The sequence below is a fragment of the Aminobacter sp. LjRoot7 genome, from assembly GCF_964252895.1.
Lineage (GTDB): Bacteria > Pseudomonadota > Alphaproteobacteria > Rhizobiales > Rhizobiaceae > Aminobacter > Aminobacter aminovorans_B.
The window spans coordinates 59,185-75,972 of record NZ_CAXUPX020000006.1; the positions used below are offsets into that span (position 1 = coordinate 59,185).

Annotated in this window: 20 protein-coding genes; 5 read left to right on the plus strand and 15 right to left on the minus strand. The window is 63.9% G+C overall.

Annotation, left to right across the window (positions count from 1 at the left end; genetic code table 11):
• Positions 1 to 4 precede the first annotated feature (4 nt).
• Positions 5 to 754, minus strand: a complete 750-nt coding sequence (locus ACSQ3E_RS17565; RefSeq protein ID WP_436123693.1) for an SDR family oxidoreductase — start codon at positions 752 to 754, stop codon at positions 5 to 7.
• 133 nt (positions 755 to 887) lie between these two features.
• Between ACSQ3E_RS17565 and ACSQ3E_RS17570 the strand changes: the two genes are divergently transcribed.
• The gene (locus tag ACSQ3E_RS17570) at positions 888 to 1,670 is read left to right on the plus strand and encodes an IclR family transcriptional regulator (protein ID WP_310326517.1); all 783 of its coding nucleotides are present in this window, start codon (positions 888 to 890) and stop codon (positions 1,668 to 1,670) included.
• Between the two features lie 217 nt (positions 1,671 to 1,887).
• Here the strand turns inward: ACSQ3E_RS17570 and ACSQ3E_RS17575 are convergent, their stop codons facing one another.
• The 7 genes from ACSQ3E_RS17575 to ACSQ3E_RS17605 all read right to left on the minus strand — a co-directional run bounded on the left by ACSQ3E_RS17575 (position 1,888) and on the right by ACSQ3E_RS17605 (position 8,873).
• Complete coding sequence (locus ACSQ3E_RS17575; RefSeq protein ID WP_436123886.1) at positions 1,888 to 2,328, minus strand: RbsD/FucU family protein; 441 nt, start codon at positions 2,326 to 2,328, stop codon at positions 1,888 to 1,890.
• 164 nt (positions 2,329 to 2,492) lie between these two features.
• Positions 2,493 to 3,242, minus strand: a complete 750-nt coding sequence (locus tag ACSQ3E_RS17580; protein WP_436123694.1) for an ABC transporter ATP-binding protein — start codon at positions 3,240 to 3,242, stop codon at positions 2,493 to 2,495.
• Complete coding sequence (locus ACSQ3E_RS17585) at positions 3,239 to 4,069, minus strand: ABC transporter ATP-binding protein (RefSeq protein ID WP_436123695.1); 831 nt, start codon at positions 4,067 to 4,069, stop codon at positions 3,239 to 3,241. The genes ACSQ3E_RS17580 and ACSQ3E_RS17585 overlap by 4 nt, the downstream gene beginning before the upstream one ends.
• Positions 4,066 to 4,968 carry a nickel transporter permease gene (gene nikC / locus ACSQ3E_RS17590; RefSeq protein WP_310326654.1) on the minus strand — a complete coding sequence of 301 codons (903 nt, stop codon included), beginning with the start codon at positions 4,966 to 4,968 and terminating at the stop codon, positions 4,066 to 4,068. Before nikC ends, ACSQ3E_RS17585 begins: the two co-directional genes overlap by 4 nt.
• A gap of 11 nt (positions 4,969 to 4,979) precedes the next feature.
• Positions 4,980 to 6,035: an ABC transporter permease gene (locus ACSQ3E_RS17595; RefSeq protein WP_436123696.1), complete on the minus strand. Its 1,056-nt coding sequence runs from the start codon at positions 6,033 to 6,035 to the stop codon at positions 4,980 to 4,982.
• Positions 6,036 to 6,140: 105 nt separating this feature from the next.
• Positions 6,141 to 7,778: an ABC transporter substrate-binding protein gene (locus tag ACSQ3E_RS17600; RefSeq protein WP_436123887.1), complete on the minus strand. Its 1,638-nt coding sequence runs from the start codon at positions 7,776 to 7,778 to the stop codon at positions 6,141 to 6,143.
• A gap of 36 nt (positions 7,779 to 7,814) precedes the next feature.
• Positions 7,815 to 8,873: a dipeptidase gene (locus ACSQ3E_RS17605; protein WP_436123697.1), complete on the minus strand. Its 1,059-nt coding sequence runs from the start codon at positions 8,871 to 8,873 to the stop codon at positions 7,815 to 7,817.
• A 343-nt stretch (positions 8,874 to 9,216) separates the two neighbouring features.
• On the opposite strand from ACSQ3E_RS17605, the gene ACSQ3E_RS17610 reads away from it, so the two are divergent.
• Both ACSQ3E_RS17610 and ACSQ3E_RS17615 read left to right on the plus strand, forming a co-directional pair.
• Positions 9,217 to 10,482, plus strand: a complete 1,266-nt coding sequence (locus ACSQ3E_RS17610) for a Glu/Leu/Phe/Val family dehydrogenase (RefSeq protein ID WP_310326502.1) — start codon at positions 9,217 to 9,219, stop codon at positions 10,480 to 10,482.
• A gap of 197 nt (positions 10,483 to 10,679) precedes the next feature.
• Complete coding sequence (locus tag ACSQ3E_RS17615; protein ID WP_310326500.1) at positions 10,680 to 11,321, plus strand: LysE family translocator; 642 nt, start codon at positions 10,680 to 10,682, stop codon at positions 11,319 to 11,321.
• On the opposite strand, the gene ACSQ3E_RS17620 is transcribed toward ACSQ3E_RS17615, so the two are convergent.
• Together ACSQ3E_RS17620 and rlmN are read right to left on the minus strand one after the other, a co-directional pair.
• The gene (locus ACSQ3E_RS17620) at positions 11,302 to 11,769 is read right to left on the minus strand and encodes a hypothetical protein (RefSeq protein ID WP_436123698.1); all 468 of its coding nucleotides are present in this window, start codon (positions 11,767 to 11,769) and stop codon (positions 11,302 to 11,304) included. The two genes, ACSQ3E_RS17615 and ACSQ3E_RS17620, sit on opposite strands and share 20 nt — an antisense overlap.
• Positions 11,766 to 13,001 carry a 23S rRNA (adenine(2503)-C(2))-methyltransferase RlmN gene (gene rlmN, locus ACSQ3E_RS17625; protein WP_310326496.1) on the minus strand — a complete coding sequence of 412 codons (1,236 nt, stop codon included), beginning with the start codon at positions 12,999 to 13,001 and terminating at the stop codon, positions 11,766 to 11,768. The genes ACSQ3E_RS17620 and rlmN overlap by 4 nt, the downstream gene beginning before the upstream one ends.
• A 144-nt stretch (positions 13,002 to 13,145) precedes the next feature.
• On the opposite strand from rlmN, the gene ACSQ3E_RS17630 reads away from it, so the two are divergent.
• Positions 13,146 to 13,478 carry a DUF1294 domain-containing protein gene (locus ACSQ3E_RS17630; RefSeq protein ID WP_310326493.1) on the plus strand — a complete coding sequence of 111 codons (333 nt, stop codon included), beginning with the start codon at positions 13,146 to 13,148 and terminating at the stop codon, positions 13,476 to 13,478.
• An 11-nt stretch (positions 13,479 to 13,489) separates the two neighbouring features.
• Here the strand turns inward: ACSQ3E_RS17630 and ACSQ3E_RS17635 are convergent, their stop codons facing one another.
• From ACSQ3E_RS17635 to ACSQ3E_RS17650, 4 genes are all read right to left on the minus strand, one after another.
• The gene (locus ACSQ3E_RS17635) at positions 13,490 to 13,981 is read right to left on the minus strand and encodes a GNAT family N-acetyltransferase (protein ID WP_436123699.1); all 492 of its coding nucleotides are present in this window, start codon (positions 13,979 to 13,981) and stop codon (positions 13,490 to 13,492) included.
• Positions 13,982 to 14,061: 80 nt separating this feature from the next.
• Positions 14,062 to 14,565, minus strand: a complete 504-nt coding sequence (locus ACSQ3E_RS17640; protein ID WP_115730135.1) for an invasion associated locus B family protein — start codon at positions 14,563 to 14,565, stop codon at positions 14,062 to 14,064.
• Between the two features lie 241 nt (positions 14,566 to 14,806).
• Positions 14,807 to 15,175, minus strand: a complete 369-nt coding sequence (locus ACSQ3E_RS17645; protein WP_436123700.1) for a YkvA family protein — start codon at positions 15,173 to 15,175, stop codon at positions 14,807 to 14,809.
• A gap of 122 nt (positions 15,176 to 15,297) precedes the next feature.
• Entirely contained in the window at positions 15,298 to 15,594 is a 297-nt protein-coding gene (locus tag ACSQ3E_RS17650; protein WP_436123701.1) for a 4a-hydroxytetrahydrobiopterin dehydratase, read from the minus strand.
• Between the two features lie 49 nt (positions 15,595 to 15,643).
• On the opposite strand from ACSQ3E_RS17650, the gene ACSQ3E_RS17655 reads away from it, so the two are divergent.
• Positions 15,644 to 16,162 (plus strand): low molecular weight protein-tyrosine-phosphatase, encoded by a 519-nt coding sequence (locus tag ACSQ3E_RS17655; RefSeq protein WP_310326481.1) that lies wholly within the window; start codon positions 15,644 to 15,646, stop codon positions 16,160 to 16,162.
• On the opposite strand, the gene thpR is transcribed toward ACSQ3E_RS17655, so the two are convergent.
• Entirely contained in the window at positions 16,066 to 16,662 is a 597-nt protein-coding gene (thpR, locus tag ACSQ3E_RS17660) for an RNA 2',3'-cyclic phosphodiesterase (RefSeq protein WP_310326479.1), read from the minus strand. The two genes, ACSQ3E_RS17655 and thpR, sit on opposite strands and share 97 nt — an antisense overlap.
• Positions 16,663 to 16,788: the final 126 nt, after the last annotated feature.

Sequence of the window (16,788 nt, forward strand, 5' to 3'; positions counted from 1 at the left end):
CCGCCTAGATGGTGACGCCGCCGTCGACCAGGACTGCCTGGCCGGTGACGAAGCGCGACTCGTCGGACAACAGGTAGACCACCAGCGGCGCGATGTCGTCGACGGTGGCGAGCCGGCCGATGGGCTGGCGGGCGATGAAGTCCTTTTCCGCCTGCACAGGGTCGGCGGCAGCCGCAATGCGGCCGCGCAGCGACGGTGTGTCGACGGTGCCCGGGCAGAGCGCGTTGCAGCGCACGCCGCGGCGCACGTAGTCGGAGGCCATGCCCTTGGTGAAGCCGATGACGGCGGCCTTGGTGGCGCCGTAGAGCAGCCGGTTTGGGAAGCCTTTGATCGACGAGGCCATCGAGGCCATGTTGAGGATCGACACGGCGCCGGTCTTTTCGGCGCGTTCGAGCATGCCGGGCAGGAACGCCTTGGTCGTGTGGTACATGCTCTTGACGTTGAGGTCGAAGCTGAAATCCCAGTCTTCGTCGCTGCAGTCCATGATCGTGCCGTTGTGCACGAAGCCAGCGCAGTTGAAGAGCCCGTCGAGTGGCGCCTGGCTCGCAGCGAAGCCAGCGACCGCCCTGGCGTCGCGCACGTCGAGGCGATGGGCCTCGATGTTGTTGTGCTCGGCCGCGAGAGCTTTCAGCGCATCGTCATTGATGTCGGTGGCGATGATATGGGCGCCCTCATTGGCGCAGGCCAGCGCGCTTGCGCGGCCGATGCCCTGGGCGGCGGCGGAAATGAAAATGCGTTTCCCGCTTAGTCGCATAACCGTCGCTCCTCCCAGCAAACTGCTTGCGCTTCTGTCTATATACGAACATACTATTCATAAATGAACCGACCTTGCAATGGGGAATTGTGAGCGGGGAATCGTGAGGCCGGTCGAGGGAGGATTTCGCGTCATGCCAAAAGGGCCGGCAAAGACCGCCAACAGCGTCGACAAGGACGAGCGCTACCGCGCACCGGCGCTAGACAAGGGGCTGGACATTCTCGAGCTGCTTTCGGAGCAGCCGGGTGGCCTGACCCGGGCCGAGATCGGCGAGGCGATGGGGCGTGGACCGAGCGAGGTCTACCGCATGCTCGAACGCCTTGTGGCGCGCGACTTCGTCAGCCGCTCACCCGAGGGCGACCGCTACGCGCTGACAATGAAACTGTTCATCCTCGCCCACCGGCATCCGCCGATAAGGCGGCTGGTGGCGCGAGCACAGCCTTTGATGGATGCATTCTCGGTGGCCGCCGGCCAGTCATGTCATCTGGTGGCGCCCGACCGCGATGCGTCGATCGTGGTGGCGCACGCCAGCCCGCCCGGCAACTGGGAATTCGGCATCCGCATCGGCGCTCACATCGATCTGCTGACCACCAGCTCCGGCCACATCCTGCTCGCCTTCCAGGACCCGCATTCGCAATCCGAAGCCGCCGCGCGCTGGGAAGGCACCAAGCAGGCAAATGCGCGTGAAAAGCTGGAGCCGGTCCTGACCGGCTATCGCGAGGCCGGCCACCGCGTCGGCCCGAGCCAGCAGATGCGCGCCATCGACGACATCTCTGTGCCGATCCTCTCACCCGACGGATATGCCATCGCCGTGCTGACCTGCCCCTATATCCTGCGGATCGACGACAGGCAGGCCGATATCGACCAGACGCTGGTGTTGCTCAAGGACGTGGCTGCGAAGCTGTCGCTGTCGTAGGCGGGCTTTGCTTTAGCTCCTGCGTATCGGAGAGCTTGGCGCTGCCCCTCACCCTTACCCTCTCCCCGTAAGGACGGGGAGAGGGGGCGTCGGCGTATCCGCTTGTCCCTTCTCCCCGTCATTACGGGGAGAAGGTGCCGGCAGGCGGATGAGGGGCGGCTGCGCCCTTTCAAGGGAATTGCGGGCTCTCAGAAACCTGTGCCGATGAAGGCGAGCCTCACGCTCCCGGTGGGACTACGCCCTTGCGCACGGCGAAGTCGGCGTAGAAGCGGCGTTCCTGGGTCTGGATGACGGCATAGGCTTTCTTGGCGCGCTCATAGAAGGCGAAGCGCTCGATGCCGACCATCCTGGTGGCCGTGCCCTCGATCAGCTTGCCGACCTCACGCTGCACCTCGGGGATCTCGTCCGGCTTGCCGACCACTTCCATGCGGCCGAAAGCGTCGTCGACGAAGGTGTCGACCGGCATCACCGACAGCACCGCCTCCATGACGCTGACGATGTCGCCGTCGATACGTAGCGGCCGGCCGAAGACGGTCTGCCTCGCCATCGCATCGGCCGGAAAATTGGCGTCGGCGATGATCAGGTCGTCGCCATGGCCCATGGCGCGGAGCACGTAGAGCACGTCAGGGCCGAGCAGCGGGTCGATACCAAGGAGCATATTTGTCACCTGAGATGCGGGTTGCGGATGAGGGGCGGCCGCCCCCTGCCTAGAATTTCTAGTTGAGAATTGCAGGCAAGTGCTTCCGCGCGCAAGCCGCCCATCAGGGCATTTTCGCGTTTCGTTGAAGCGCGGAAAACGGCTCCCGTACTCCCGAAACTGCTCTATGCGTCGCGGACGAAGCCTTCGCTCGCGACAAGCAGATTGCGCGTATAGTCCTTGGCGACATTGCGGGTTGCGAGATCTCCGGCTTTCAGCCGCTCGACCTCCTCGCCGCTTTGCATCACCATTAGCCGCTCGCACATATGGGTGATGACGCCGAGGTCGTGGCTGACCATGACGAAGGTCAGCTTGCGGTCGCGGCGCACCTGTTCGAGCAGGTTGAGCACTTCGGCCTGCACCGAGGCGTCGAGCGCCGAGGTTGGCTCGTCGAGCAGGAGCACCGACGGTTCGAGGATCAATGCGCGGGCGATCGCCACGCGCTGACGCTGGCCACCCGAGAGCTGATGCGAGTAGCGGAAGCGGAAGCCGGAACCGAGACCGACCTCGTCGAGCGCGCGCTGGATGCGTTTTTCGGTGTCGCCGAAACCGTGAATGTCGAGCGGTTCGAGCAGCAGCCGGTCGACGGTCTGGCGCGGGTGCAGCGAACCGTAGGGGTCCTGGAATACCATCTGCACCTGGCGGTAGAATTCCTTGTCACGGCTCTTTCCCAGGCGCTTGCCGCCAACGTCGATGGCGCCGGAAGTTACGGGCGCCAGGCCGGCGACGGCGCGCAGCAGCGTCGATTTTCCCGAGCCGGATTCGCCGACGAGGCCGAAGGATTCGCCTTGCGCCACGGTCAGGCTGACGTCCTTCAGCGCGATGAAGTCGTCATAGACGACGCGCAGTTTGTCGATCGAGAGAGCAGGGGTCACAGCAGCCACTCCGGCTGGCGGTCGAGCACGGGCAGCGGGTGCCGGTCGGAGCCGATCTTGGGCATGCAGTTGAGCAGGCCTTGCGTGTAGGGGTGCTTCGCCTGCGACAACTCGGAGGCCTTGAGCTCCTCGACGATCTTGCCGGCATACATGACGATCACCCGGTCGCAGAAAGTCGAGACCAGCCGCAGATCGTGCGAAATGAAGATCAACCCCATGCCGCGATCGATGACGAGACGATCGAGGATGCGCAAGATGTCGAGCTGGACGGTGACGTCGAGCGCCGAGGTCGGCTCGTCGGCGATCAGAAGTTCGGGGCCGGCGATCAGCATCATGGCGATCATGGCGCGCTGGCCCATGCCGCCTGAGACCTCGTGCGGGTAGAGGTCGTAGACGCGCTTGGGGTCGCGAATCTGCACGGCGGCGAGCATGTCGAGCGCGCGCTCGCGGGCTGCCGACTTGCCGCTCTCATGCGTGCGCAGCGTTTCCACGATCTGGCGGCCGATGGTCATCACCGGATCGAGCGAATATTTCGGATCCTGCAGGATCATGGCGATGCGGTTGCCGCGCAGCGCCCGACGCTCAGGGACGGAGGCCTTGAGCAGATCGATGCCGCTGAATTCGAGTCGCCTGGCCCTGATCTCGGCCTGCTGCGGCGTCAGCCCCATGATGGCACGGCCGGTCTGCGACTTGCCGGAGCCGGACTCACCGACGATGCCGAGCCGTTCCTGGCCGAGTGCGAAGGATACGCCGCGCACCGCTTCGACCACGCCGGTGCGTGTGGGGAAGGAGACGCGCAGGTCTTCGACATGCAGCAACGTGTTCATTGGCCACCGCTGCGTGTGTCGAGTGCGTCGCGCAGGCCGTCGCCGAGCAGGTTGAAGCCGAGGCTGACGATGAGAATCGCCGCACCCGGTGCTGCCGCCACCCACCACTGGTCGAGGATGAAGCGTCGGCCCGAGGCGATCATCGCGCCCCATTCGGGCAGCGGCGGCTGCGCGCCGAGGCCGAGGAAGCCGAGGCCGGCGGCTGTCAGGATGATGCCGGCCATGTCGAGCGTGACGCGGACGATCAGCGAGGAGATGCACAGCGGCATGATGTGGCGCAGCACGATGCGCATCGGCGAGGCGCCCATCAGCTTCACCGCCGCGATGTAGTCAGAGTTGCGCACGGTCAGCGTTTCGGCGCGGGCGATGCGGGCATAGGGCGGCCACGAGGTCAGCGCGATGGCGATGATGGCGTTTTCGATGCCGGGTCCCAGCGCTGCGACGAAGGCCAGCGCCAGAACCAGCTTGGGGAAGGCGAGGAAGATGTCGGTGATGCGCATCAGCACGGCATCGACCCATCCGCCGGCATAACCTGCGGCGGTGCCGACCAGAAGGCCGATGGGGGCGGCGATGATCGCCACCAGCACGATGACCTGCAAGGTAAGCCGCGAACCGTAGATGAGGCGCGAGAGGATATCGCGGCCCTGGTCGTCGGTGCCGAGCCAATAGGTCGAGCTCGGCGGCAGAAGGCGGGCGTTCTTCAAGTCGCCGATATAGGGCGAATGCGGCGCCAGCAGCGGCGCGAACGCCGCGACGAACAGCAGCAGAAGAATGATGCCGAGGCCGATTGCGGCAAGCCGGTTGGCGGTGAAGCGGCGCCAGGTCACATAGGCGCGGCCGAGCCGGGCCTGCAGGCGCGATTGTGGCCGGTCGGTGAGGAGCCATTCGCGGCGGGTCATCGTGGTCTCGCTCATCGGATGCGCGTCCTTGGGTCGAGCAGGCGATAGAGCAGGTCCGAGAGCAGGTTGAGCGCGATGAACACCGAACCGATGACGATCGTGCCGCCCAGCACCGCGTTCATGTCGGCGTTCTGCAGCGAGTTGGTGATGTAGAGGCCGAGCCCCGGCCAGGCGAAGACGGTTTCGGTCAGCACCGAGCCTTCGAGCAGGCCGGCGTAGGACAGGGCAATCACGGTGACCAGCGGCACGGCGGCGTTGCGCAGCGCGTGGCCCCAGATGATGCGGGTTTCCGACAGGCCCTTGGCGCGGGCAGCGACGATGTATTCCTGGCTCAGCTCGTTCAGCATGAAGGAGCGCGTCATGCGGCTGATGTAGGCGAGCGAGAAATAGCCGAGCAGCGAGGCCGGCAGGATGATGTGGGCGAAGATGTCCTTGAAGGCGGCCCAGTCGCGGTTGAGCACCGCGTCGAGCAGGTAGAACCCGGTGATCGGCGTGAAGGTGTATTCGAACACCACGTCGATGCGGCCGGGGCCGGCGGTCCAGCCCAGGCGGGCGTAGAACACCAGAAGCGCCAGCAGGCCGAGCCAGAAGATCGGTACCGAATAGCCGATCAGGCCGATGATGCGGACGATCTGGTCGGCGAGGCTGCCGCGCTTGACGGCGGCGAGCACGCCGAGCGGGATGCCGAGCGCTGCACCGATGATGGTGCCGACTGTGGCCAGTTCCATGGTCGCCGGGAAGACGCGGCGGATGTCGGCCATGACGGGGTTGGTGGTCAGCACCGAGGTGCCGAAGTCGCCCGACAGCACGCCTTTCACATAGAGATAGAACTGCTGGTAGTAGGGCAGGTTGAAGCCCATCTGCTCGCGCGTCCGCTCGACAACATGGGCCGGCGCCCGGTCGCCGACGATGGCGAGTACGGGGTCGATCGGCACGACGCGGCCGATGAAGAAGGTGACGGCCAGAAGGCCGAGATAGGTCGTGCCCACGATCACCACGAAACTGGCGACCGCCTTGAGAATGGCGGAGGCGCGCCTCGCGGGCGTTTGTGTTTCAGCAGTGCTCAATGGTCCGATCCTTTTGCGCACGACCCCTGGCGGAGGTCATGCGCAGACTCGTATGGCTACAGCGTCGCATTGCGCGTTCCTGAGAACGCGCGGCGCCGTAGAGGATCATTCCTTGGTCACGGGGGCGACGAAGTTCGAGTCGAAGTTCGGCCCGAGCTTGTAGTTCTTGACGTTGCCGCGCAGGCCGGCGACTTCGGTCTGCTGGAAGATCAGCACGAACGGGCTTGTGTCGAGGGCGGCCTGCTGCAGTTCCTTGTACATCGTCGCGCGCTTGTCGTTGTCACGCTCCAGCAGGGCAGCCTTGGTCTTTTCGGTCAGCTCCGGCACGTCCCAGGCATTGCGCCAGGCCAGCGTCTTCACCGTGCCGTCGTCGGCATTGTTCGGGTTGGAGGTGAAGGTCTCGGCGTTAGAGTTCGGATCCCAGTAGTCCATGCCCCACTGGCCGATATACATGTCGTGGTTGCGGGCACGGTACTTTGTCAGGGTCTGCTTGCCGTCGCCGGGGATGATCTCGACCTTCACGCCGGCCTGGCCGACGGTCTGCTGGAAGGCTTCGGCAATGCCCGTCACCGGCTGGGTGTTGCGCACGTCCATGGTCACCGAGAAGCCGTCCTTGAGGCCTGCCTTTTCCAGCAGTTCCTTGGCCTTGGCGACGTCGAAGGTGAACGGGTTGGAATCGAGTGCGCCAAGCACGCCCTTGGCCTGGTAGGTCTGGCGGATTTCGCCGATGCCCTTGATCAGCGTCGAGCCGATAGCGTCGTAGTCGACCAGATACTTGAGCGCCTGGCGAACTTCAGGCTTGGCCAGGTTGGGGTTCTTCTGGTTGAGGCTGATGTAGTAGACGGTGCCCTTCGGCGCGCTGGTCGTGGTCAGCTCGGCATTCTTCGAAATGGCTTCGAGGTCACCCGGTTCGAGGTTGCGGGCAACGTCGATGTCGCCGGCTTCGAGCATCAGGCGCTGGGTCGCGCTTTCCTTGACGTGGCGATAGATGACGCGGGCAAGTGCCGGCTTGTCGCCATAATAGTTGTCGTTGCGCTCCAGCACGAGGATCTCGTTGGCGCGCCAGTCGCGGATCTTGAACGGACCCGAGCCGGCGTAACCGGTCTTGAGCCAGCCATTGCCGAAGTCGTTGTCGAACTTGTACTCGTCGGTCGGTGTGACCGGAGCGACATGCTCGAGCACCAGTTTGCTGTCCATCACGGCGCCGACGGTGGCGGTCAGGCAGTTCAGCACGAAGGACGGCGCATAGGACTTGTCGACGGTGAAGACGAAGGTGCTGTCGTCGGTCGCCTTGGCCTTCTCGGTGACATTGTCCTTGGTCAGGCCGAACTGGGTGAGGATGAAGGCCGGGCTCTTGTCGAGCTTGACGACGCGCTCGAACGACCAGGCGACGTCCTTGGCGGTGATCGGGTTGCCCGATGCGAACTTCAGGCCCGACTTGAGCTTGAAGGTGTAGGTCAGGCCATCGTCGGAGACCGTCCAGCTTTCGGCGACGCCGGGACGCACCTTGGTGGTGTCGTTGATGTCGAGGCGCACCAGCATGTCATAGGCGTTGCCGAGGAATTCGGCCGGGCTGAGCTCGAAGGACTCGGCCGGGTCAAGCGTGATTGTGTCGTCGATGGCCCAGGCCTGGACCAGCGTGTCGGCCGGCGTCGCCGCAAGGGCGGGGGCCGCGAAAACCATTGCCGACAAGGCGGCGCCGGCAAGCATCAGACGGAAATGTCCGTTCATTTTACCAAGCATCATTTTTCAGTTCCCCAAGTTGACGATTATTTGTTGTTAGGCCGCCGCTTCGTGCCAGGCCGAGCGCAACACCCTCAGCCAGTTGTCACGGCAGATTTTCGCCAGATCGGCGTCACCGTATCCAGCATTCCCAAGGGCGGCAACGAGGTTCTGCAGCCCCGTCGCGTCGCCGATCTCGGCCGGCATAGTGGCGCCGTCGAAGTCCGAACCCAGCGCCACGCCGTCGATGCCGACATGCTCGACGAGATAATCGATGTGGCGAACCATGCCGGAGAGCGGTGTGTCGGTGTTCTTGGCGCCGTCCTCGCGCAGCATGGTGACGGCGAAGTTGAGACCGACAAGGCCGTTGCTCTCGCGCACCGCGGCAAGCTGCTTGTCGGTCAGGTTGCGGCTGATGGGCGTGATCGCGTGGACGTTGGAGTGGCTGACGATCAGCGGCTGGTCGCTGAGCTTGGCCACGTCCCAGAAGCCCTGTTCGGTGATGTGAGCGAGGTCGATGGCGATGCCGATGCGATTGCATTCCTTGACAAGCCTCTTGCCGGCTTCGGTCAAGCCGGGGCCAGTGTCGGGGCTCGACGGGAAGGCGAACGGCACGCCATGGCCAAAGACGGTGTTGCGGCTCCAGACGGGGCCGAGCGAACGCAGGCCGGCGGCATAAAACACGTCGAGCGCGGCGAGATCGGCGTCGATCGCCTCGCAACCTTCCATGTGCAGCACAGCAGCGAACTTGCCTTCAACGCGCGCGGCGTCGATGTCGGCGCCGGTACGGCAGATCTTCCAGCCGCCGGCACGCTCGATCCGGAAGGCGATCGAGGCCATGTCGAGGGCGATGTCGAGGGACGGGGCGCGTTCGAGCGGCTTGCACAGCGGAATGGCGTAGTGGCCGTTCTCGTCGCGCTGCTCGTCGGGCATGTTGGCCGAGGTGATGTAGATGGCGCAAAGGCCGCCGACGAGGCCACCCTTCTTGGCGCGCGCCATGTCGATGTGGCCTTGCTTGGTGCCTTCGATGAACTCCGCAACCGGGTCTGCGCCCTTGGCGGCGTTGTTCCACAACCGGTAAAGAACGTCGTTGTGGCCGTCGAAAACTGCCTGCATCACCTACTCCTGTCTGCGGCGGCAGTTGGATGACGCGCAACAGGGCAAGTCAACCTGTCCGCAGGGGCGCGTTTTGCGCCGATGCCGCAAATCCGCTTTGCGAGGCCAGGCAGGACCAAAAGGAATCTTGGCCTGGACCATTCAGCTTCGAGGGCAGCATTTGACGGCATAAACATGCGCAATCGCTGATGATGTCAGCCAAGTGGTGCGGCACAAGCTGACCTTGGGGAAGAGCTGCGACTTTCTTTGGCATTGAACTGTGGTGAAGATTTATGCAGGCGGGTGAATGCCTCCGGCGCCGCCGTAGGCTTGGTACCAAGTGAAACTGCACAGGAAATTACTTATGTCGGAAGTCAGTCTTCTTGATCATGCACTCGTGCGCCTCGACGAGGCGGCGAAACATCTGAACGTCGATGCCGATGTGATCGAGAAACTGAAATTCGCCCGTGAGACCACCAAGGCCCGCCTGATGATCCGCATGGACGATGGCTCGCGCAAATCCTTCATCGCCTGGCGCTGCCGCTACGACGACACGCGCGGGCCGACCAAGGGCGGCATTCGCTTCCATCCGGAATCGACTGCCGACGAGGTCGAGATGCTGGCCTTCTGGATGACTTTCAAATGCGCGGTGATGAACCTGCCCTATGGCGGTGGCAAGGGTGCCGTGCAGGTCGATCCGCGCAAGCTGTCCAAGGCCGAGTTGGAGCGCCTGTCGCGCGCCTACATGCAGGCGTTCGCCCGCATCATCGGACCTGACCGCGATATCCCGGCACCCGACGTCTACACCAATTCGATGATCATGGGCTGGATGGCTGACGAGTATGCCCAGATCGTCGGGCAGGCCTCGCCGGCCGTCATCACCGGCAAGCCGCTGGCGCTGGGCGGTTCGCTCGGTCGCGGCGACGCCACCGCGCGTGGCGGCTTTTATCTCGTGCGCCATCTCGCCGACGAGCTCGGGCTCAAGGGTAGCCTGCGCATCGCCGTGCAAGGTTTCGGCAATGCCGGACAGCATATCGCCCGCCTGCTTGCCTCGGACGGTCACAAGATCGTTGCCGTGTCCGACTCGGAAGGTGCAGTGCAGGCCGCTGACGGGCTCGACCTCGACCGTCTGTTCGTTGCCAAGGAGAGCGGCCGCTCGGTCGTCACCACCGCCGGTCACGCTGGCCATCAGCTGCTCGACGGCAGCGCGCTCGTCGGCGTTGAATGCGACATCCTGGTGCCGTCGGCTCTGGAAAACATGATCCGCATCGACAATGCCGACAACGTCAAGGCGCGGATCGTGCTCGAACTCGCCAACGGCCCGGTCACCTCAGAAGCCGACGCTGTCCTGGAAAAGAATGGCATCGTCGTCCTGCCTGACATTTTGGCCAATGCCGGCGGCGTCACTGTCTCCTATTTCGAATGGGTGCAGAACCGGCAGGGTTATTACTGGCCGGTCGAGGAGATCCACGACCGGCTGCGCACCATCATGGAACGCGAGGGCCGTGCGATCTGGGACGTCGCCAAGGCCAAGGATGTCTCGGTCCGGACCGCGGCTTATGTTCATGCGCTCGCGCGTCTTGGCGAGGCGATCGAAGCTCACGGCACACAGAACTACTTCGCGAGCTGACCTAAGCTGGACACGTCGCCGGATCGTTTCGGTCCGGCGGCGCGGCTCATGCTTCGGTGCGTTCTCCGTGCATCCATCGGCACGCGTGATGCGCTGGCCTGCTATTTTCCGGTTGAAGCGCCGATCGGGTGCCGCTAGGGCTTTTGCCTGAAATCCCCCACAACCCTTGCCTTCCAGGCAGATCCGGCGGCCCGATTATGTCCTTCATTCCCGATTGGTCGACCATCATCCAGTTCGCGATCGCAACCTTCATCATTGCAATCACGCCCGGACCCGACATGACCCTGTTCGTCGGCCGTGCGCTGTCGGAAGGTCGCAAGGCGGGCTTTGCCTGCATGGCGGGCGCCATGACCGGCATCGTGATTCACACGACGCTGGTGGCGCTGGGGTTGTCGGCGCTGATCGTCGCTTCGCCGCAAGCCTTCATGGCGCTCAAGGTCGTCGGTGCCGGCTACCTCGTCTGGCTCGCCTTCCAGGCCATCACCAAGGGCTCGGCGTTTTCGCCTGACACCACCAAGCGCGCGCCGCGCTCAGTGTTCCAGAACTGGGCGACTGGGCTCGGCATCAACCTGCTCAACCCGAAGATCATTTTGTTCTTCATGACCTTCCTGCCGCAGTTCGTCTCGGCCCACGACACCAACGCGCCGGGCAAGCTGTTCTTCCTGGGGGCGATGTTCATCATCCTGTCGCTGCCGGTGACGGCACCGATGGTGATCGCTGCCGACAAGTTCGCCGGTCTCCTGAAGAAGAGCCCGCGCGTGACGCGCATCGTCGACTATCTGTTTGCGGGTGTGTTCTCGGCCTTCGCGCTGAAGATCCTTACGGCGCAGGCGAAGTAGAATTGTCCCTGAGCGCACCGGCGAAGCGGCCGGTGACAAACCAGTAGGCGATACCGCCGATCAGGCCGCTGCCGATGATCGACACGGGCCACAGCGGATCACGATAGGCAAAACCGCCTTCGCCGCTCTGGTAGGCGAAGCCGATGAAGACCAGCGCCACGAAGCCGCCTGCAAGCGCGTAGAACAGCCAGTCGCGCTTGCCGAGCAATTCGGCGAGCAACATCACGACGATTGCCGGCACGAAGCCGAAATAGGCGACGAAAAGCGCGATGAAGGGGATCGTGAAGACCATCGAGCCGCTCGCCACCTCGGGCGGTATGTCGGCGGAAATGAGGCCGGCGACACCGAGGAAGACCACATTGAGGAAGGCGCTGGCGGCAAGGGATGCCGCCGCATAGCCCAGCACCATGTGGGCGAACTTGCCGAGATAGATCAGGACGCGGCTCACGCCTCGCCGTGTCCCGCAATCATCATCGCCTCGAGCGCCAGGCGCTCCGTTTTCTTCATGCGCTCCGACTCCGACTTGAGCTGGCCGCAGGCGGCGAGGATATCGCGGCCGCGCGGGGTGCGGATCGGCGAGGCGTAGCCGGCATTGTTGATGTAGTCGGCGAACTTCTCGATCGTCTCCCAGTCCGAGCACTGGTAATTGGTGCCGGGCCAGGGGTTGAACGGGATCAGGTTGATCTTGGCCGGCACGCCCTTGAGCAGCTTCACCAGTGCCTTGGCGTCCTCGAGGCTGTCGTTGACGTCCTTCAGCATCACATATTCGAAGGTGATGCGGCGGGCATTCGACAGGCCAGGATAATTGCGGCAGGCCTCGATCAGGTCCTTGAGCGGGTACTTTTTGTTGATCGGCACGAGCAGGTCGCGCAGATCGTCGTTGGTGGCGTGCAGAGAAATCGCCAGCATGACGCCGATTTCCTCGCCGGTACGGAAGATTTCCGGCACGACACCCGAGGTCGACAGCGTGATGCGGCGCTTGGACAGCGCCAGGCCGTCGCCGTCGGAGGCGATCAGCAGCGCCTTCTTCACCGCCTCGAAATTGTAGAGCGGCTCGCCCATGCCCATCATGACGATGTTGGAGATTTTCCGCCCCTCGGCCGGCACGATGGCGCCGGCGGGCGTGTTGCGGTCGGGGAAATCGCCGAGCCGGTCGCGGGCCGTCATCAGCTGCGTCAGGATTTCTTCCGCCGTCAAGTTGCGCACCAGCTTCTGCGTGCCGGTGTGGCAGAACGAGCAGGTCAGCGTGCAGCCGACCTGGGACGAGATGCACAGCGTGCCGCGGCCTTCCTCGGGAATATAGACGGTTTCGATCTCGACCGGGCGACCGGCGCCGCGCGGCGGAAAGCGGAACAGCCACTTGCGCGTGCCGTCGGAGGAAATCTGTTCCTCGACGATCTCGGGCCGCGCAATGGTGAAGTGCTTCGCCAGTTCGGCGCGCAGGTCCTTGGAGATGTTGAACATGTCGGCGAAGTCGGAGACGCCGCGGACATAGAGCCAGTGCCAGAGCTGCTGGACGCGCATCTTGGCCTGGCGTTCGGGGACGACGCCGGAGCTGACAAGCGCTTCGGCAAGCTCCTCGCGGGTCAGGCCGATCAGCTCGCCCTTGACGGGCGCAGCGGCGCGGGCGCGCAACGCGTCACGGGTAGCATCGGTGGTAAGGTCGAGCGAAAGGGTCATTCGGGCTCAGCTAGCTGTAGATATCGGCAAATGTAGGATTTTGGGGCGACATATCACAGGTCTGGCGCTGCGTCACGTTTTGGCGGCCATGCATTTGTGCCGTGGCTTTGTGTTCTGTTAGGCAATGGCTGGGATGCTGCTCCGATGAGCAACATCCTCAACGTCGTCCTGGTGGTGCTCGCCGTCAATCTTGCGGCGTTCGCTGCCTTCTGGCGCGACAAGTACCTCGCCCGTGCCGGCGCCCGACGCATCCCGGAGAAAACCCTGCTCTGGCTGGCTTTTGCCGGCGGCAGCCTGGGCGCCTTGTCGGCCCAGCACCTGTTCCGGCACAAGACCCGCAAGGAGCCGTTCCGCTCCAGGCTCTACGCAATCGTCGTCCTGCATGCGGTTGCCATCGCCGTGCTGGCGATCTGGCTGATCGCGCCGCAATGGGCTTCGGGGCTTTTTGATGCGCTGAGCCGCCCGGCCATATCCTAGCGGGCAGGGCTTCAGGCCGTTGGACGGAGCGCCAGCCGGTAGCGCTGTTCCGGCCGGCCGCTGCGTTCGTGCGGCACCGGTTCGCCGAGGCGACGCCAGCCCAAGCGCTCGTAAAGCTGGACGGCGCGATCATTGTCCGAATAGACGGCGAGCTCGGCTGCATCGAAACCGCGCTCGCGCAGCAGTGCCGCGATGCCGGCCAACAATTCGGCGGCCGCGCCTTTGCCCCAATGGTCCGGGTCGACGCCGAGATAGTGGAGTTCTGCCACACTGTCCTCGCCCGGCATCGGCGCGATGGCACCAAAAGCGACGGCGGTCCCATCAGCGGTTTCGGCGATGGCGAGCAGAGCCTGTTCGGAGCTGTCGAGCACCCTCGAGATCACCGGTCGGGCCTCGTCAAGCGTCGCCACATCGGGATCGTTGTCGCGCGCCGCAGTCGCCCGCGTCCAGATGATCGCAGCACGGTCGACATGGGTTTTGGTGCCGTCGATGATCCTGTGCATCTTTTGACCCTGGCTCCCGCCACAAAAAAGCCGGGCGATCAAGACCGCCCGGCTTTTCGAAACCTGTGTTGCGCCCGCGCTTACTTGCAGGTGGTGATCGACGTCAGTGCTGCCGAAATGCCCTTGAGCGAGAAGACGTAGTTGGTTGGGTTGCCGCGGCCGGACTTGGCCGAGACCTTCATGTCGGTGCCACCCTTCATGGCGGCGATCAGCGCCGGCTCTTCAGCGGCATTCTCGACCCAGGCCGACTTGCCCTTGGTGAACATCGAGAACGACTTGTCGCCGATGGTGACGGAGACCTTGGAGTTTTCCTGGAAATTGTAGCCGGCAATGAACTGCGGTTCGAAGGAAACCTTCTGGCCGGGGCGCTGGCTGACGAAGAAGAACATGTCGCCATGGTCGAGGGTCGGCGGCTGCTTGTCGGTCGGCACCGTCAGCACGTAGCAGACCTTGCCGTTCTGCGCCTGGTAGCTGTAGGTGCCCCAGGCGTTGTGCTGGCCGATCTTGGTCGCCGACTGGGCGAGCGCCGGCATTGCCGACACTGCAAGCACCAGACCCGAAATTGTAGCTATCAAACCGCGCATCGTTTTTCCTGTAGTTCAAATGGAGCGTGGCAGGCCGACTGCGCGCCCGCCCATTCGCTTCATTTTGATTTAATCTGGGTTACCAAAGGGTGAATGCTTTTCAGAAAGGACTTTCACCGCATGGAACCCCGCCAAACTGCCTGCCGTGGACAGGCGCTTTGTCCCTGGACGTGGTTGAAAACCACGAAAACGGCAAGAGTTTGACTTTTCGTTTCAGGATGAAACAAGCGGGGCAGCGCCGTCACTGATCCTGCGACAGCGCTTCCCTCGCGGCAAGCCGGTGGGCCGGGGTCATGTGCGTCCTGACAGCCGCGATCGCCGCGGTCAGCACGGCGATGTCGTCGGTGAAGCCGAGGCCCAGAATGACGTCGGGGATGGTGTCGACTGGCAGGATGAAGTAGCCGAGCGCCGCCAAGAGGATGCCCTTGGCCCGCAGCGGCGTGTCCTTGTCCAGCGCGCAATAATAGGCCGCCACCACCTCTTCCATGAAGGGCACTTGGCGGGCGGCGCGCTTGGCGGTGCGCCAGAACTTCTCGCGCACCTCGGCTTCGCTTGCCGGTGCATCGTTGGTGCCGCCGCGAAAGCTGTCAAAGCCGGGGAACTTCACCATCCAGACAATCTCCTTTGCCCGAACTCTATCTTCTCACGCTTGCCGGAAACCGGGCTCGGTCTTCGTGACAATGCGCGATCAGAAATGTGGGAAGGTTCGGCCTCCACTGCAAGATACTGGGTTCAGGAACCGAAATAGCTGTTCATCCGCTTGGCGAGCTTGAGATCCAGCTCGGTCAGCCCGCCAGCATCGTGGGTGTTGAGCGTGACGTCGACGGTCTTGTAGACGTTCGACCAGTCGGGGTGGTGGTCGAGCTGTTCCGCCGCCATGGCGACGCGGGTCATGAAGGCGAAGGCCTCGCTGAAGTTCTTGAACACGAAGCTGCGCTGCATCGACAGCCCATCGGCGGCAAGTGTCCAGCCGCCGAGCGCGTCGAGCGCTGCCTTCAGCTCCTGTTGTCCAAGTTTCTCTCTGGCCATTTCATGCTCCCGTGATATGCGAAGTGTTCACCAGCATAGCGCGGGATCGATGAGCGAGAAGCCGGTAAAATCAATTCTCTTCGTTTGCCTCGGCAACATTTGCCGTTCGCCACTCGCCGAGGGCGTGTTTCGGGCCGTGCTCGCCGAGCGCGGGCTGGATGGCGAATACACCATCGACTCGGCAGGCACCGGTGGCTGGCATGCCGGCTCGGCGCCGGATCCGCGTTCGATCGCGGTTGCGGCCGAGCATGGCATCGACATCACCGCCCAGCAGGCGCGCAAGGTGGTGGCGCGCGATTTCGAGCGCTTCGACCTGATCCTCGGCATGGACCGCTCCAATGTCGACGATCTCAGGGCGCTTGCGCCGACGGGCTCGGCCGAGCGCGTCGAGCTGTTCATCGGCCAAGCCGTCGGCGGGCCGCGCGACGTGCCCGATCCCTATTATGGCGGTGAAGACGGGTTCGCTGCGGTCTACCGCATGATCCGCGATGCTTCCGAGGCGCTTGCCGACCGGCTGGCGGCGCGGGCATCCGCACCGTTCAGCGGCCAGGCTTCCTCGACGATGTAGGGTCCGCCGCCGACCGAGTCGCGCGACGACATCAGGACAAAGCGGCCGACGCGGAAGGGCACGGTGGCGAAGTTGCCGCGCGCCGACAGATAGTGCGCGACATCGAGCGGGCTGGTGTTCCTGAGCCGCGCCAGCGTGACATGCGGCGTGAACTTGCGCGGATCCGACGGCAAACCGAGGCGCTTGCTGATGCGCTCGATCTCGGCCTGCAGCGCATTCATCTCGGGCGAGGGCGTAACGCCGGCCCAGACCGCATGCGGCTTCTTCTGCCCGAAGGCGCCTACACCCGAAAGCGTTAGCTGGAAGCTCGGGCGGTCGACACGGTCGAGCGCTTCGACGATCTCGTCGGCAACGTGGCCTTCGATGTCGCCGAAGAAGCGCAAGGTGAGGTGATAGTTTTCGACGTCGATCCAGCGGGCGCCTGACAGACCGCCCCTGAGCAGCGACAGGGATAAGGCGGCATCACGCGGAATTTCGAGGGCGGTGAAAAGTCGCGGCATGGCCAGGCTCCCTTCCTCGAATCGCAGTTCGTAAGGCTCAGCGAATCATCGATCGCAGCGTCGGGCAAGGGCTTTGTTCAGCCCCTGCCGTTTCGACAACGCAACGAAATCGGATGTGTTGCAACG